At 49.9% G+C, this 16,392-nt stretch carries 16 protein-coding genes and 3 pseudogenes; 8 read left to right on the top strand and 11 right to left on the bottom strand.

Annotation, left to right across the window (positions count from 1 at the left end; translation table 11 throughout):
* Positions 1-49: 49 nt before the first annotated feature.
* Positions 50-877, bottom strand: coding sequence for a peptidoglycan-binding protein (locus JVX88_RS28900; RefSeq protein ID WP_410503805.1), 828 nt, complete (start codon positions 875-877; stop codon positions 50-52).
* Between the two features lie 635 nt (positions 878-1,512).
* Positions 1,513-1,761, bottom strand: coding sequence for a hypothetical protein (locus tag JVX88_RS28895; RefSeq protein WP_317134694.1), 249 nt, complete (start codon positions 1,759-1,761; stop codon positions 1,513-1,515).
* On the opposite strand from JVX88_RS28895, the pseudogene psaA reads away from it, so the two are divergent.
* Both psaA and psaB read left to right on the top strand, forming a co-directional pair.
* Positions 1,659-2,255 (top strand): annotated as a pseudogene (psaA, locus tag JVX88_RS28890) (photosystem I core protein PsaA); the annotation flags it as partial. The gene JVX88_RS28895 and the pseudogene psaA sit on opposite strands and share 103 nt — an antisense overlap.
* A gap of 131 nt (positions 2,256-2,386) precedes the next feature.
* Positions 2,387-3,220: pseudogene (gene psaB, locus JVX88_RS28885) on the top strand (photosystem I chlorophyll a apoprotein A2); the annotation flags it as partial.
* Here psaB and JVX88_RS28880 read toward each other — a convergent pair.
* From JVX88_RS28880 to JVX88_RS28860, 5 genes are all read right to left on the bottom strand, one after another.
* On the bottom strand, positions 3,150-4,061 hold the full coding sequence (locus JVX88_RS28880; protein ID WP_211621962.1) for a hypothetical protein: 912 nt from the start codon (positions 4,059-4,061) through the stop codon (positions 3,150-3,152). The pseudogene psaB and the gene JVX88_RS28880 overlap by 71 nt on opposite strands.
* 812 nt (positions 4,062-4,873) lie before the next feature.
* The gene (locus JVX88_RS28875) at positions 4,874-6,211 is read right to left on the bottom strand and encodes a hypothetical protein (RefSeq protein WP_211621961.1); all 1,338 of its coding nucleotides are present in this window, start codon (positions 6,209-6,211) and stop codon (positions 4,874-4,876) included.
* 462 nt (positions 6,212-6,673) lie between these two features.
* Entirely contained in the window at positions 6,674-7,591 is a 918-nt protein-coding gene (locus tag JVX88_RS28870; RefSeq protein WP_211621960.1) for a glycosyltransferase family 2 protein, read from the bottom strand.
* A 324-nt stretch (positions 7,592-7,915) separates the two neighbouring features.
* A complete protein-coding gene (locus JVX88_RS28865) occupies positions 7,916-8,509 on the bottom strand; it encodes a DUF3177 family protein (protein WP_211621959.1) in 594 nt (197 codons plus the stop codon).
* Positions 8,510-8,908: 399 nt separating this feature from the next.
* Positions 8,909-9,322, bottom strand: coding sequence for a hypothetical protein (locus tag JVX88_RS28860; RefSeq protein ID WP_211621958.1), 414 nt, complete (start codon positions 9,320-9,322; stop codon positions 8,909-8,911).
* 693 nt (positions 9,323-10,015) lie between these two features.
* Here JVX88_RS28860 and rplC point away from each other — a divergent pair.
* Positions 10,016-10,660, top strand: coding sequence for a 50S ribosomal protein L3 (gene rplC, locus JVX88_RS28855; protein ID WP_211621957.1), 645 nt, complete (start codon positions 10,016-10,018; stop codon positions 10,658-10,660).
* A gap of 98 nt (positions 10,661-10,758) precedes the next feature.
* On the opposite strand, the gene JVX88_RS28850 is transcribed toward rplC, so the two are convergent.
* The 3 genes from JVX88_RS28850 to JVX88_RS28835 all read right to left on the bottom strand — a co-directional run bounded on the left by JVX88_RS28850 (position 10,759) and on the right by JVX88_RS28835 (position 13,260).
* On the bottom strand, positions 10,759-11,529 hold the full coding sequence (locus JVX88_RS28850) for an SMP-30/gluconolactonase/LRE family protein (protein WP_211621956.1): 771 nt from the start codon (positions 11,527-11,529) through the stop codon (positions 10,759-10,761).
* Positions 11,530-11,561: 32 nt separating this feature from the next.
* Positions 11,562-12,467, bottom strand: a complete 906-nt coding sequence (locus JVX88_RS28845) for an MGH1-like glycoside hydrolase domain-containing protein (protein ID WP_263975293.1) — start codon at positions 12,465-12,467, stop codon at positions 11,562-11,564.
* Positions 12,468-12,528: 61 nt separating this feature from the next.
* Positions 12,529-13,260 carry a 15,16-dihydrobiliverdin:ferredoxin oxidoreductase gene (locus JVX88_RS28835; protein ID WP_211621955.1) on the bottom strand — a complete coding sequence of 244 codons (732 nt, stop codon included), beginning with the start codon at positions 13,258-13,260 and terminating at the stop codon, positions 12,529-12,531.
* Between the two features lie 181 nt (positions 13,261-13,441).
* Between JVX88_RS28835 and JVX88_RS28830 the strand changes: the two genes are divergently transcribed.
* The 3 genes from JVX88_RS28830 to JVX88_RS28820 all read left to right on the top strand — a co-directional run bounded on the left by JVX88_RS28830 (position 13,442) and on the right by JVX88_RS28820 (position 14,946).
* Positions 13,442-13,885, top strand: a complete 444-nt coding sequence (locus JVX88_RS28830) for a hypothetical protein (protein ID WP_211621954.1) — start codon at positions 13,442-13,444, stop codon at positions 13,883-13,885.
* A complete protein-coding gene (locus JVX88_RS28825; RefSeq protein WP_211621953.1) occupies positions 13,857-14,090 on the top strand; it encodes a hypothetical protein in 234 nt (77 codons plus the stop codon). Before JVX88_RS28830 ends, JVX88_RS28825 begins: the two co-directional genes overlap by 29 nt.
* 196 nt (positions 14,091-14,286) lie before the next feature.
* A complete protein-coding gene (locus JVX88_RS28820; RefSeq protein ID WP_211621952.1) occupies positions 14,287-14,946 on the top strand; it encodes a hypothetical protein in 660 nt (219 codons plus the stop codon).
* A 142-nt stretch (positions 14,947-15,088) separates the two neighbouring features.
* Here the strand turns inward: JVX88_RS28820 and JVX88_RS28815 are convergent, their stop codons facing one another.
* On the bottom strand, positions 15,089-15,352 hold the full coding sequence (locus tag JVX88_RS28815; protein WP_410503736.1) for a PrsW family glutamic-type intramembrane protease: 264 nt from the start codon (positions 15,350-15,352) through the stop codon (positions 15,089-15,091).
* A 50-nt stretch (positions 15,353-15,402) separates the two neighbouring features.
* On the opposite strand from JVX88_RS28815, the pseudogene JVX88_RS44515 reads away from it, so the two are divergent.
* Positions 15,403-15,489 (top strand): annotated as a pseudogene (locus tag JVX88_RS44515) (DUF933 domain-containing protein); the annotation flags it as partial.
* 22 nt (positions 15,490-15,511) lie between these two features.
* Entirely contained in the window at positions 15,512-16,369 is an 858-nt protein-coding gene (locus JVX88_RS28805) for a DUF4351 domain-containing protein (RefSeq protein ID WP_211621951.1), read from the top strand.
* Positions 16,370-16,392: the final 23 nt, after the last annotated feature.

Below are 16,392 nucleotides of genomic sequence, written 5' to 3'. Positions count from 1 at the left end.
ATTTAATGCCCTGAGGGATTTCAAAAGCGGCAGTGCCACGGATATCAGTCTAACCGTTGAGAATGTTTACATCGAAGTCGATTCGAACCAGTGGTTTGCCGGTACCACAGACTGGATTGATGGCAATGCGGGGGTAGATAACCGTGACAGTCGAGGTGGCAGCGACCGAAGAAGTTCCAGTCGTACCGAGAGCAGCATTCACCATAGGACCGGCAATGCCATCGGCAGTCAGCCCCTGGGCTTGCTGAAAGGCAATCAAAGCCGACTGGGTCTGGGAGCCAAAGCTACCGCTGATTGGCCCATCGTAATACCCCAATGCCTGGAGGCGGGTTTGCAAATCGCTAACCTCTGCGCCCACATCGCCCAATTGCAGCAAACCGTCATTCGGTGTGGAGACAGGCGTATAGGCCGCAGTGCCCGTTTCAGCTGCTCCAGCCGCAACAGGTTGGGTCGGCGCTTGATAGAGAGCCGCTTCGGTCATACTGCCCACCACCCCATCCACGGCCAGTCCCCGATCCCGCTGAAAGCTCATAACGGCAGCCTGGGTTTGCGAATCAAAAACGCCCGTAGCCTCACCGTTGTAGTAGCCAAGCTGGATTAGCTGCTGCTGAAGTTGAGTCACCTGATTGCCACTATCGTTGAACTGGATGTAGCCGCTCGCTGGACTTACTCCTGCATCAGTTTCAGCAGTTCCACCTCCACCGTAGCCGACTTGCCCCAGCGCTTGATTCGTTGCTGCCCCGACAATGCCATCGGCAGCAAGACCATTAGCTTGTTGAAAGCGAGACACCGCTTCTTGGGTTGATGTATCGAAGTAGCCGGTCACCGGACCGTTGTAATAGCCCAAGTCAGATAGCCGCTGCTGCAGGTCAGCCACTGCGCCGCCTTGGTCATTGGGTTGCAGCACCCCACCTGCATCAGGGTAGGCCGCCTGCGGATAGGTTTGAGCTTGAGCCGGACTGGTAACGCTAATAGTAGCCATCGCAGCGAGCAGCCAAAGCCAGCGCCAGGACGAGCAAACCATTAGTTTTAAATTTGCCAGCAGTAAGGTGGGTAACGCTTGAACCAGTGTATTCATAGACAACTGCAATGCCTCCTTGCAAGATTCATCATCGGGCAACTCCCAGGGATTGAATCTAACGGAGTTGCTGTAAATAGAGTTTAGAGAAGGGAAACTTGATTTTGTCACTCTATATGTAGCGTATCTCCAATAATTTGGCTTTGGATTCCGACCGACTAGCGATAAATCTTAAGGCATTTTTGGCAAATCAAATCCGTGAAGTTGCGAAGATTCGTTAGCGTTTTGTGATAAAACCCAACAAAAAACCAGCCTTCCCTACGGAAAACTGGTTGAGTGGAAATGTCCCAAGCTTACTAGCTTATTAGGCAGTGGAAGTTAGAGGTGGAGGTAAGAAAATCTACGCTATCCGAGCTTTTTAGCTGTTTTAGGTTGTTACGGTAGCAGCCTTTAGCAGGGATTAACAAAACTCGATGATCGGTAAATCGCTTGAATTACCAGTAGTGATCAATGATTAGGGCAATAACGACTGCAAATCCGGTAATGCCCAAGGCTAGCAGTGGATTTTGCCCTTGAGTTACGGCAATGTAGGCAGGGATGCCAGCACCGACCCCAGCCGTTACCGAGGCAGTTAGCCAATCTTTTTTCTCGCAGTTCTCGCCTAATTCCCGACAAGGCGAACCTGGGTTTCCGATTCCCCTGCGATGGCCCCGGACGCGGCGGCACTTGCCAAGTTTCGGCATGGGATCATGTCTTTCTAGGATTGTTCTGGATGTATAACTCCCTGTCGATGGTAATTTTCCACTTCTTCTGGAAGATGCAGTCCGATGTCTGGGGGGTCGTGAATGCCGATGGTACCATTTCGCATTTGACGAACGGTAACTTTGCCGTTTCCTCGATTACCAATAACGGCTGGCTGCGAGACTTCTTGTGGGCACAGTCGGTGCAGGCGATTGGTTCCTATGGCAGTGCCCTCTCAGCCTATGGATTACTCTTCTTGGGTGGACACTTTGTGTTTGGCTTCAGTCTGATGTTCCTGTTCAGCGGTCGCGGCTACTGGCAAGAGCTAATTGAATCGATTGTCTGGGCACACAATAAACTCCACATCACGCCTGCAATTCAACCTCGCGCTCTGAGCATCGTCCACGGTCGGGCGGTCGGGGTCGCTCATTATCTGTTGGGCGGTATCGTCACGACCTGGGCGTTTTTCTTAGCCCGAATGGCAACGATTGGGTAGGGTTCTGATCCCCCTGACCCCCTAGCCCTCGGAAGGCTACGCCTATAAAAAGGGGAATTTAGGGGGATCAACCAGAAATTCAAACCAATATTCCGAGACCTTAGCACCTCAGAATTCAAACTTGCAAAACTATGGCAACCAAATTTCCTAAGTTTAGCCAGGGTCTACAGCAAGACCCAACAACCAGGCGAATATTTTATGCCATGGCTACAGCTCATGACTTTGAAAGTCACGATGGCATGACCGAGGAGAACCTGTATCAAAAGATTTTTGCTTCTCACTTTGGTCATCTTGCCATTATCTTTCTCTGGGCTTCTGGCATTGTCTTCCATGTCGCTTGGCAAGGTAACTACGAATTATGGATCAAAGATCCGCTGCGAATTCGCCCAATTGCCCACGCGATTTGGGATGCGCAGTTCGGCCCATCTGCAATTCAAGCCTTTACGCGAGCCGGAGCTGCTAACCCGGTTGATATCTGCTATTCTGGCGTGTATCACTGGTGGTACACGATTGGGATTCGCACCAATAATGAGCTATATGCCGGTGCATTGTTTTTAATCTTGTTGGCATCGCTGTTTTTATATGCTGGATGGCTACATCTGCGGCCCCGGTTTCGGCCCAGTTTGAGCTGGTTCAAAAACGCGGAATCGCGGTTGAATCATCACCTGGCTGGATTGTTTGGCGTTAGCTCGCTGGCCTGGGCTGGGCATCTAATTCACGTAGCTATTCCCGAATCGCGTGGTCAACATGTCGGCTGGGATAACCTGCTGTTTCACCGTCCCCATCCGGCAGGATTAGGGCCACTATTCTCAGGCAACTGGGGCGCTTATGCCCAAAACCCCGATACGGCCCAGCATGTATTTAGCAGTGCCGATGGAGCAGGAACGGCCATCCTCACTTTCTTGGGTGGGTTTCATCCCCAAACCCAGTCCCCACCGAATATTCGACTATTGCGACACCATTTGCATCCGTCTCACACGAAACACCGCTTGCATTCGCATTCGAGAACGCCTGACAGCTATAAGGATTCGGCTGGCCCGACGCCGGCACGTGAAGCACTCCGGCCTTAGTTGCCGCCGTTCCATCAACGTTACCGTTGTTGTCATTTCCGCTCTTTACCGTGGGTGAATCGTTCGAATCGATCGGAGCCGTGTCTGCCGAGGGATCGTCAACGTCGAAATTGCGGAAATAAATTCTTATGCCTGCTGTGGCTTGTGAATACTGTGCCTTAACGCGAATTCGCCGCCGGTCAAGCATCTCATTTGGTAATTTCTTATCTGGAAAGATTCGCAGGCCGCCGCCTGCGTTAGGATTTTCGTCTATCGGTAGGTCGTCCGTGTGGATAAGCTCATATGTCAAGCTTGTAACCCTCGGCCCCGGCGTTATCACACACGCTCCGGAACTACAACTGCCGTTCGGAAAACCATGCGATGCCGTAATGCAGTATGTAGAACTTGGCTGGTGATTGGTTGAGGTCAATTGAACGAACGCATTACAGTTCTGATCACCGCCGCTTTCAGAAACACCGGGCCCTGACATTGTCGCACTTACAGAACATACGAGAGCGGCCGGCCTTTGCAGGAATATGTAAGTTGTAGAAGCAACTCCGATCAGCGTATTCGTTGATCCATTAAGGTAAATGTACGATTCGCCAGTACCTTCGCCCGGAACAGAACAAAATAATTCCTCGTTTACGGGTTCTGCGTCGGCAAAGATATCTTTGAAGTGGAAGCGAGAATATTTGTTACCCGCAGCGGGAAAGCCAAATAGTGGTTCACGATCATTAAGATCTGCGTGGGCAGGCATACACATGCCTGTATAGATTAACAAAAAAACAGACCAAAAAAACAACAAGTTTTAACACAGCAGGAGGTGCCGTTTATTTTGTTTTGGAAAGGTAACTCAGATCTTGCGTGGAATACGAAAGGTCGAAATCCTCAGACCCGCTTTTCCTTATGTGCAGATCATAGAAAGCTTATCCTCTTTCATCAAGTGCTTTGAAAGCTTACTCATTCCGGCATTTCGTGCAATGAACCGCAAAATTCTTTCTTTTTTCTACTTGAAAGGTTCAGGAAAATTACAAGTTTCCGTTCGTCGCGCTCAAGTTGGTCTGGTGTAGCCGATAAGAATTCCTCAGCGATCTAGGTAACTCATTTGGCGTGCATCAATATTGGTATGCCCATCACGTGATTGGCCCCCAACTCCATCCGTGAGATATTAAAGGGCGCCGGGGTTAGGAATGGATCTTTGCTCCTGGTAACCACGACGCTGCGTCTTTGTGTTCACACTTGATCCAATACTATGCTTACGAAATGCAGATAGTCAGATCAGCGATAAGTATTGTTGTTCTTTCGACCTTGTTGGTGGCCGGGGCGTGCACAGATAGGAGCGCAAAAGATACTGCCGTCAACTCCGCAGATCCGGAGGCTCACGGTACGGTCAATTCGGAAGGCCCGATTACCCGATTCGGATCATCCGACGGATAGTTTTCAGATGGCATCAGCGGCTCTGCAGTAGTACGAACATATTGGGTTGTCATGGTTGAAATTCTCCTTCAGGTCAATTGATTAAATACAAAAGTACAAATACAAAAAATACAGATGAAGCAATGCTTTTGCCTAATCAACAGCACTAGACTCACGCAGCGCATTCAGTCCATCGGAAATTTCAAACAGATAAAGGGTAGAAACCTCATCCCCCGCAACTCCATAGAGACAGGTACCATCTGGCTTCACGGCCCATGCCGAAAACCTAACATTAGGAGATACGAGGGTGCCGACAACCTGGAATGTGTTGAGATTAATTCTGACGATAGTGTCGCTGATACTACGATCCGTATCTATGGTTAAAAGCTGGGCGTAGAGATGCAGTCCATCTGGACTCAATACCAGCGATGTAATCAACGGGAAAACGATATGAGGGTCAGAAGAGGGAATAATCGTATCAACAATCTGATTCGTGTTGGCATCAATCACGGTAATCTCGGGCTGATTATTTCCTGCATTAGGTCGGTAGCAACCAAGGTAATAGCGTCGACTGACTGCGCTGAAGGCGAATGTATTTCCAGGAAAAATGCAAGTATTGGGAAAATAGAATTCAGATAGCGTATTGGATGCAATGGTGTAGGTACAGAGCGTAGTTCCCGTAGGATCTGTCATAGTATTACCATAAGTACCACAGAGGGAAATTCGATCGCCTTGCGGAGAGGCAACGGCGGATGAGATAAACATTGATAAACTGGGTAACGCAAACTTCTGAATCAAACCATAATTATTTGACGGATCAAGAACGTAAATATATGAGGAATACATGTTATCACCATCAAGGGCCAAATCAGTTACGACAAGACAAGGCTTGCCATTGTAGGCACCAATTGCGATTGTTCCCAGATACCAGGGTACCGATATGGATTGCACCTGATAATTGGAGAGGTTCACCACCTGAATCTGGGAATTTGTCAGAGAATAGTTGTTCGCTATAAGCACATAAAGCTGCGATTCATCTGGACTCATGACCATTGAATTGCCGGTTAGTTGCGTTGCTTGCTCATAATTCGGCCATTGGATGGAATGAATGACCGTGTTGGTTGCGGTTGAAACAACGTCTAACCCAGAACCTGCTACATAAAGCGTTCCATCCGTTCTCAATACCGTCTGACTGGCGTGCTTCGTAAGGTTTCCAATCGGGTTAGGCAGCAGCTTGAATTGGAACACGCTGACCGTTAGCTGTAGAGAAGCTGTGTACTCGCCTGTGGTGTCGTAGGCATAGAGCATATACTGCGCCGCTTCTGCCACCAACGGCACCGTAACGGGATAGCCCTGACTGGCATCCACGTTGGCGGACAGGTTTTGAGCAATCGTAACGCCATTCAATTGCAGACTACAGGACACCGCATTTTCGGTGCTCCAGTAGAGCTGAATCCCGCTACCCACTAAAAACTCGGTCTGGTTGCCCACCACCCCAAACTTCTTGATGATGGGCGGGTGGATGTTTTTTGAATCGCGAGTGATTCAGCTATCTACACTTTGTACTTTGTCTATTAAATTAATGAATTCAGCATAAATTAAGTAGGTGAACCCAATTATTTATATCCAGTCTGGTTAATTAGCCATAGTTCCGGTAGGGGCAAAGTATTTGCGTCAAAAGCTCTGTAGCTAAGCCCTGAATTCATTTTGCAAATGCTTCGCCCTTACGTTATTGTGGTTGTCCAATCGGACTTGGTATTAACAGGTCTGTAGTGCGGATATCCGTCAACCCGCAAGCAAGATGCCTACCCTACGTCTTACATTTGATCCACTCATCTACTCAGGAAAAGCACAGTGGTTAACTGGTTTGCAACGCTCTAGACGCTAGCTGTTGCAAACGCAGAGTAAATTCTCAGAAAGTGACCGCTGCCGCCGCATCCGTTCGACAAATTTCTAGCCCTTTTGCAGCAACAGTTGTTTCAGCGAGCGCCAATAAGGGCCGACTTGAGAGCGTCCAACTGCAACCCGCAGCCGTTTGATCAAACTGTCTTTTGGAGCACCATAATAAATCGCTTGGCTAGGATCAGGTAGAGCATCGGAGAACGCAGCGTTCATGTATTGCTCAATATTTTTACGAGCGCGATAGCGTTGACGCACAAGCTTGAGGCGTTGCTCGTGTGTATTAGTATGAAAAACCGTCCAGTTAGGATCTTCGATTTTGAAGAGGGTATAAACGTTATGTCGTTCCATGTAGCGCTCCAAGGCAATTTCTAACATGTACCGCTCCTGGTTTGTAATAGCAGCAGGATTTTCGCCCGTAAAACCAGAGGCAACATAATCACCTGCATATTCTTGAACGGCTGCCATAAACACACTACGTTTCATCAGCGCAAAGTTCAGACTACATTTGTAGCTAAAGTACCAACCATCCCAAGCATCACGGAGCTTTGCTGGCATATTAAAGGAGCCACCAACGGCAAAAACATCCTCCCGCTCTAAGTAACCGATCGATTCTTCTAGCCAACCTTCATGGCCTTTGCGGTACGGTAAAGTATCAATATTGAACCAGAGGAGATAAGGTTTAGTTGCAATTGCAGCCGCTGTGTAGGTCTGAATGTATCCTCGATCAAAATCTTGCTCTTCATGGTTCTGCTGAATAATTTGCAATTTGTCGATTAAGCCTCTTTTGAATAGCTGCCAATAGATTTCCTGCGTCTCTGGGTTACTGCCAGCATCAACAATCACCACTTCACCGGGCTTTCCTCCTAAGAACTCAAACCAGTCCAGGAGCACATCTTCAAGAACGACTCCATCGCCGTAGTTACGAGCAACCAATGAAATTTGTTCTAGGACTGTTTTCAATGCACTCATCAATCCATCTCCTCTAGAAACAGCAGCTCTCAGGTTCATTTAATCAGATTCATTTAATTAGCAGGTTTAGGCTTCGGTGCTTACTATAGGGAATTTTTCAAATTGTTTTAGTTGAAGAACAATCAACTTGCCGCTTCAAAATTTGCCTCTTTCAAAGAAACGATATCCTGCTCGCAATCCCCGCACCTGCCCGCATGGGCGTCCCATTTATCTATCGTTGGAAGAGTCTAGTTTGGCTCGTTTTTTCCGACGGCATTGGGTAATCGGTAAAAGCCACGGCATTGAAGAATAATCACAAATTGATACCGCTGCTTACTGCTCAACTTACTGCTCAACTGCAGAGCGTCCCTGTTTTCCCAACCGCACCAGCACAAAGTAGCCGAAATAGAGCACGTAAATGATTAAGGCAGTGATTCCGAGGAATCCCAAGAAGCCCGGTTGATATTTGGGATGGAATACATCTTTGAAACCCAAGGGAGCCTCCAGCCAAACCTGACAAAAGGGGGTCGCAAAAGCGGTCTGGGAGATGGCACATTGCAGAAACGGGATACTGGCTACGGCCCCTAAAATGCTGTAAACACTGACGGCCCAACGCCAGGAAGTAAACGTCAGCTTCAAGGGAGACGACGGCTGCTCGTAGATCTCCTCATTCAGATCGGCCCAAAACCAGAGGCTGAGCGGAATCAGGATGCAAGCGAGGAAACCAGTCATAAAGCCAATTGGAAAATTTCCAATCAGAAGGTAGATTGTGATAGCCAGTAGGCTCGCAACGCGCCAGTAGATGATCAGCAACCGCTGCATGGCTTCGGCTCGCTTTACAAATGCCCAAATCAATAAGATTAACGGCAGAATTACGGTAAATAGCACGGCCAGTCTGTAGTCCATCCAAACCAGCGAGCGCAGCAAGTCCTGTGACATAGAAGCCCTACAACGTTTTTTCTAATCAAGATCCAGACTTAAGGGTAGCATCAATCATTCGCTTCGTGCCTGATAGATAGGAGATTAGGGCAAAACTAAGCGAGCTGATTTAGGGCTGGTCGGTGGACTGATATGAAGTCTCATTATCACCACTGAATCAGTGATGATTCAGCAGCAGCTGTAATGATCTACATGCCGCTCATCGTTAAGTAGTTAGCCAAGTGGTTAGTCCTTTCCTGCCCTGTGTCAAAGGTCATAATTAAGGCTATATCTATTCGCTTCAATTCACAATGACGGGATGATTTACCAGTTTTGTTTGAGCCATGAATTGCTTGTGAATAGATTATTCTATTCAACTTCTATGGAATTAGTAGTTGGTATAAGCTGTTGTTTCTACGCCTATTCATCGGCTTCAGGTTCATTCGTCTCAAGCGGTTCGGAATCATCTGGGTCGGCAGCTACTCGGTGAGGGGAAAGGCTAACAAAGATTTGTTCAATTAACTGTTTGGCCTTTTCGTCGAGTCGCAGCCAGTCTACCTCACCCATATCATCTATTAAGCGGGTATCGACCTCCACAATCAGATCCTGATCGAGCGCATTCAAAACCGGACTATAGTTGCGGAAGCAGATTTGATAGCAGAGTTGCCAGAGATCTACCGTAATTTGCCGCTCTCCTTTTTTCAAACACAGAATATAGCTGGGTTGAGGGCTGGGTAGCCGCGCCAATTGCTCTTCGATTTCTTCCGCTTCTTCGGGTGTCGCGGTTGTAAGCTGCGCTTTATCGGTAATCTTACGCCAATAGCTATAGCTCAAATGATTGTTGTTGAGTTCAAACTAAAGGGCAGTTCTGCTCAGATAGCAACGGAGAAATTGAACCCGCGCCCTAGTATAGAAAGGCAGAGCAGCAACTGAATGGGAAAACGCTTTGCTAGAAGTGCGTGTATGCGCACTTTAGTTTGTGTCGTTGCGGTTTTAACCGCCAGCACATCGATTAACCCAATCCCATAACCCAATCCCAATTTCAAAAAAGACTAGACAGTTTGTAAAAAATTGTCTTATGATAAATAGCTGTTGCCAAAATTCAGGTTAGAGCAGCCAGGGGCTGAATCGGTTTCCTAAAAGTCAGTTTGACAGGTTGGTTGAACCGAATCTATGCATTCTTTGGCGTCATCGACCTCATTAGATAGCTCTTGTGCTGTGGGCTGTTTCGAGTCGATTGCTGGGCTGCTTACTCAATGCTGATAAGCGCGGTGGTTGCTCTCTGGGCGCGGGATACTGGCAGATGCACCTTCTGTTTAAGTCCTCAAGCCGGTTGAAGTGAGAGCATATTGATCGACTTTTCCGTTTGCGGGTTCGTGTCATGAATCTGCTGGTTTGAAAGTGGCTCTTTACGAGTGAGCTGCTGGTTTTTGCTGGTGTGTCTGAAGCGGACGAAAGCTGCGAGATCGCCGACTGTTCAGCTTCAACGGAAAAGGTGCAAAAGGTAGAACAAGGGAGACCAGAACTGTGTCTATTGGGATTCTCGGCACAAAACTCGGCATGACTCAAATTTTCGACGAGACGGGGGTTGCTATTCCTGTAACTGTCGTTCAGGCGGGTCCATGTACGGTTACTCAAGTCAAAACCAAACAAACTGACGGGTATGCCGCCATTCAAGTTGGCTATGGCGAAGTGGCCGCAAAAGCCTTGAATAAGCCTGAGCTTGGGCATTTAGGGAAAGCTGGCGCGGCACCGTTGCGTTACTTGCAGGAATACCGGCTGGACGATACGGCCAGTTTTGACTTGGGGCAGCAGCTCACGGTAGACAGCTTCACCCCAGGTCAGTTGGTCGATGTAATTGGTACTAGCATTGGTCGCGGCTTTGCAGGCTATCAGAAGCGCCACAACTTTAAGCGGGGTCCAATGGCGCATGGTTCTAAGAATCACCGTTTGCCTGGTTCAACAGGTGCCGGAACAACGCCCGGTCGGGTTTATCCCGGTAAGCGAATGGCCGGTCAATTGGGCAATACCCGCACCACGGTGCGTAAATTGACCGTTGTTCGAGTTGATGCCGAACGTAACCTGCTGTTGATCAAAGGCGCACTGCCGGGTAAACCGGGTGCTCTAGTGAATATCGTTCCAGCTAAGTCGGTTGGTCGAGCCAAGGCGTAACGGATCGCGGCCGAAAAAATCACAGGCTTGAAATCCAAAAGCTAAACAGTATCTGGTTTTTTATAGTGTTTTGCCACCGTGAGTGAAGGTATAGCGAGTCATGGTTGAGTGCATAGTAAAAGATTGGCAGGGAGCAGAGGTGGGGCAAGCCTCGCGGTTGGCCGCTGCACCGGCATCGCAATGCGAAACTTCTCCTGGCCGCTGGCGTCGAAGCAAGCGACCTGCCAGCCATTCCACAGAGCTGCCCACAGGTTTCCCTCCCGGTCAATCGTCAAGCCATCGGGTTCTACCTCCTCTTGGCTCAGGTCCACCAAAACGCGGCGGTTGTGAATGGTGCCAGTTTTAGCCTCAAAGTCATAGGCGTAGATGGTTTTGGCTGGTGCTGAGTCGGTCAGGTAAAAAGTGGTTCCGTCGGGACTCCAGCCCAACCCATTCGAAATGGTCAGCCCGGTTTCCATCACCTGAAACGACCCATCGGGGTCATAGCGATAGAGGGCGGCCTGCCCGGTTGCGTCACTCACCGAGCCGATCCAGAACCGCCCCTGGGCATCGCATTTACCGTCGTTGAATCGCGTGTCGGGATGGGGAAACTCAACCGTGTACAGCGTGGTGACTTCGCCGGTTGACAGCTCCAGAAAAGCAAGGCGATTTTGCAGGGCGATCAGCAGACGATTGCGGCCCGCCAAAACAAGAGCGCTGACCACATCGCCCGTATCAAAATAACGGTCTTGGCCGCTGGCAGGGTCAAACTGGTGCACTCGGTGATTGTAGGCATCGACCCAGAACAACTGCTGACCATCGGCATCCCAGACCGGACACTCGCCCAGGCGGGCACGGGCAACCAGCACAGCTTTGACAGATTGACTCATGACATTAAGCTCATGACATTAAACTCATGACATTAAACTCGATATTTTGCCACTTCTCCAGGAGACATAGTATCCAGCACGATTTCTGGTGTCACGTAGCCCAGCGCTTGAATCAGGCGCGCCACGCAGCCCGTCCATCCGGTTTGATGGCTGGCCCCAATTCCGGCTCCGCTATCCCCGTGGAAATATTCATAGAACAGAATCAGATCGCGCCAGTGGGGATCGGTCTGAAACTTTTCGGCCCCGCCATACACCGGACGCCGGCCCGATTCGTCCTTGAGAAAAATGCTCACCAACCGTTCAGTGATGCAGCGAGTCACTTCGTACAGCGACATATACTTGCCCGACCCGGTGGGGTACTCAACCGTGAAGGAATCGCCATAGTAGGTATAGAGTTGCAGCAACGAGCGCAACAGCAGTAGATTGACCGGCATCCAGATCGGGCCGCGCCAGTTGGAGTTGCCGCCAAACATCCCAGATGTAGAATCGCCGGGAACATACCCCACCTTATACTCCTGTCCACCGTAATGGAAGCGGTAGGGATGCTCTAGGTGATAGCGCGACAGAGAACGAATGCCATAATCGCTCAGAAATTCGGATTCATCCAGCATTCTAGAAAGCACGCGGCGCAGCTTCGCCTCGTTCAAGATCGACAGCATCAGGCGGCCTCGCTCACCCGGCTGACTGGGCAGATGGATGTTGTGGGTCAGCTCAGGATGCTGCATGATAAACTTCTGGGCCACTTCTCTAAAATTGGGCAGTTTCGCAAAGGCTTCTCGCGGAAACACTGCAACGGCCATCAGCGACAATAGACGTTTGCCTTTACCCACCATCGCCTGCTTCGACTCAAACCCGGCTGGAATCGGGTAGAGCTGCAACGCCAATCGCTCGTGCAACAGCGCCACGGCCCAATCGAGAAACGGTTGATACAGCGTCATGGCAAACCCTCTCACGTCACAAGCAAGGCTGAATATTGATATTCATGGAGATGCAGCCCGCTTAACGGCTTGCCGCCACCGCCAACGGTACCGCATCTTCAAACAAAAACTCGTAGAGAAACCGCTCGGCCCACTCGTGTCCAAAGTAGCTGCTAAACAAGCCCGACGCCGGGTCGCGATCCGCGCTGTATTGGTCGTAGTCTTTTTGCGCCTGCACAATTCGCGCCATTGCATCAGGGGCGCTCAGGGGTTCCGCTTGATCTAATAACTGCCAATAGAGATTGAGATACTCTTGGAATGCAGCAAACACGCGAGTGGACACCGTTTCGGCATCGGTTTTGGCAAACAGCAAATATTTCGAGAAATACTGATTGGCATCATAGAATTTCATTTCCAAATTCTGAGCCAGATCCGGATAGCGGTCGTGCAACGTTTGCAGCGGCTGAATATAGCGGGCTTGATAGGCCTCATCTTGAAATAACGGCTGAAAATCCATCACAATCAGATTTTTCACCTTACCAAACGAGAGAAAATCAATCCCCAATAGCGGCAGATCATACTGATGATTGGGATAAATCACGCTATTAAAAATCTGAGCACTTTCCCCCGCATCAATGTAGGTGTAGCGAATCTTGCGCAACTGCGGACATTGATAACACCAACTGCGAATCGTGGCCGGATAGCGACCCCGTTCACTCACCCGAGTTGCAAGGCCGGCTGGAATTGGGCGCGCCTGTAGCTCAAAGTTTTGCGATAAGGACTGTTCGAGATAGTCACGAAAGGGCTGGTACATAGGGGATGTCAATGGACGCCGTCAGAAACACTGCCGATGGCACACTCATGGAGCGGACCACATCTTTTGCAGCATAGGGGATGCTCCCAGCCCCAGTCCCCTTTCTGAACAACAAAGTAATATTCCTTAACAATGCCGAGTTAGGATCGACGCCAACCCCTCGTGTTGGAGTTAGGTCGCTATGTCCTTACAAGCCGTGATCGCGTTTGCGTCCCAGTTGATTGATCAGCATCGAATTGAAGTCGGGCAGCACCCCGACACCACACCCATCGATTGGCCGGGTTTAGCCATGAGCCTCGAGGAAGCCAAACTCGTGATTGCCGCTCTAGAGCGCAAACAGCAGGAGCTAGAACAAACCCGCAATAGCGCCCGGTTGGGGAGCGATATTGTCACGCTCGCCTCCGGTGGAGCCGGCTTAGTCGTGATGCTAACCGGGGCTGCCCTGATGCTGTTTCCCGTCACGACTCTTGCTGGCGTGATCACCGTTGCCTCCGGAGCCGGCACCGCCGGGATTGGCAAAATCGTCAGCGATCAAGTGAAACAAAGGGCCACCGACGACCAACGTCTCACCATCGAGCACCTTGAGCAAGCCATTCATGACCTGCGCCCAGATCCTCTATCGTGATTCCTCATCAATTGACGATAGTGAACCCATCTATCTCCTGCGGGACCGCTCTCGCTGGGGTACCTGGATTTCCAGTCCCTCTAATCCGGGTGGCTGGACCTTTGTGCATCACCGCGAAGTGCCACTGCCCTCTAGAACTCAGCTAAAATTTGGCAACCCCAGCAGTCAGGCGCTGGAATTTGTGATTGGTGCGCCCCCTGGTTAAGGAAATTCCAGTGAAGAAGATTCTGGATTTGAATCATCGCTAACGGCTAAACCTCCGCCAATTGGACTAAGCTATTTGGATTAAAAATTAAATCGATCCCTAAACCCATTCGGAACCGGTCTTTTTGCCAGTGTAGTGACTCCATGTCAACCAATTCACAGGATTTGAATCCTTCAGACAGTTTTAGGAGTAAATCATGACCCACAATCCCAGCCGCCCTTCCATGTTTCCCTTCCAAGCGCAGGCTGAGCTTGAACTGCTACAACTAATGTTGCAGGGAGAGCCGATTCAATATCCTTGTGAGCCTGAAGAGTCCTATCTCTACCCTTGGAATCCGATTGCACCAGAGGCCGACGCTTATTTTGATGCACTCGAGGAGGAAATTGTTAAGGCTGGTTGGTCGGTGGAAGAGTTGGCTGAACAGGGACAGCGGTTGTCGAACTATTTGGAACAGGTGTGGTCAGATCCAGAGTTTGGCTTTGCCCCAGCTACGCAAACTACGACAGATACGGCTTGCGTTGACCTCCTGCAACAGTTTGCCGCTCAGGTGCCTCAGCAATTGCTGGAGACGATTGCCCGTCGTGCTCGCCAGGTAATTACCTCGAACCTATCGCTGGCCGATCAAATGGTGCAGTGTGTGCAGGAGTGTTTACCCAACTGGGACGAGGAGGACTTGCAGGTTTTGGCTCGTCCGTTTGCCTATGCGATGCGAGGTTCGGATACGGAAATGCTAGAAGCGGCTTTGCGCTCCGTTCGCTGTGCTGCCTGGACCGAACTCTCCGGAATTGAACAAGCTCGTCTCAGTTTGGCGATTGCCCGCTACGCAATTGCTCAAATGCCTGCTGATGCCGAATAGATGCACACCCATACTGGTAATTCATCAGAACCAAGCTGGTGAGGATACCGCTTCCTAGTCAGCTCCTTCTTTCGACCAGTCTACCGACCAGTCATACTGACCCCCCAGACGCTCATCTACCCTTTTTTACGGTTGCTTTCCCTCAGCGTAGGCGCGTGAACCTTGTAGCAAAATTTTGTGACCTTGTGGGTGATAAAGCCCTCGCTTTCAAAATTGCTGCCGTCAAAAACGCATAGGAAACCACGCCAACCACAGCCAGCACCAGCAGGTTCACCAGCCCCATTGTATTCCAGAGTGCGTGCAGAGCGGCTGCCGTTAAGTATCCAACCCCCAAGATGCGCCAACGCTTGGCCGGTTTGAGAACGCTGAGGCCAATAAAATATCCCAGATAGCCGCTGTAGGCCATATGTCCTGAAATTGAGTCGAGAATCCGAGGAATCAAGAGCTGTAGGCCCGGCGAAAGAAAAAGGTTTGGTCCGCAGTGAGGGCAAAGAGTATCTCGTGCAGGAAGGCGATGTGATGCTGTTCCGCTTTAATGTATAGAATTGGTATCCAGTAAACGACAGTGCCTTTTGACAATGTTTGCAAAACGCTGGCGGAGCAATATCCAGTCAATTTTGTCCGCTGGTTGCTTGGGGCTGAAGCTGGTATCTCTGATACTGTCCAGGTGCTAAAGACGGAACTCAGCCTGGAGCCAATTCGAGCCGATGCCGTCACGTTTCTGCGCTTGAGTAGCCGTATTTTGCATCTGGAGTTTCAAACGACGCCAGAATCAGAGCCGCCATTGCCATTTCGGATGTTGGACTATTGGGTCAGACTCTATCGCCAGCATCGTTGTGCCATTACTCAGATTGTGCTTTTCCTGAAGCCCATCGAATCTGAAGCGGTGCAGGTGGAACAGTTTGAGGCGGAAAATACTCTGCATCGGTATCGGGTGATTCGCCTGTGGGAGCAAGATCCAACGCCGCTACTGGCTGATCCAGCCCTTCTGCCGCTAGCTGTGTTGGCTCGTACCGATTCGCCGCAAACACTTTTAGAGCAGGTCGCAAATCAAGTCAACCAGATTGAAGAGACTGGACAGCAGCGCAATGTTTCTGCCTACACTCAATTGCTAGCAGGGCTAAGATTTGAGAAAGATCTCATTCGACAAGTGTTTAGAGGCACTCTTATGCGCGAGTCTGTGATTTACCAAGAAATCTATCAAGAAGGACGACAAGAAGGGCGACAAGAAGGGCGACAACAAGGAGAACAGTCGCTCATCCTGCGGTTGTTAGCTCGTCGATTTGGTCCGGTTCCCCCAGAACTGCAAGCTCAGATTCAAGCTCTGTCGTTGTCTCAACTGGAAGCCCTTGGAGAAGCCTTGCTAGATTTTGCAACCCTGGCTGATCTAACAAACTGGTTGCAGACGCAGCAAACGGTTTAATGAGGCCCCTTCGCTACCCATCT

The sequence above is a fragment of the Leptolyngbya sp. 7M genome (genome assembly GCF_018128485.1).
The sequence above is the reverse complement of the archived record's forward strand: the minus strand, read 5'-3'. Positions and strand labels throughout refer to the sequence as shown.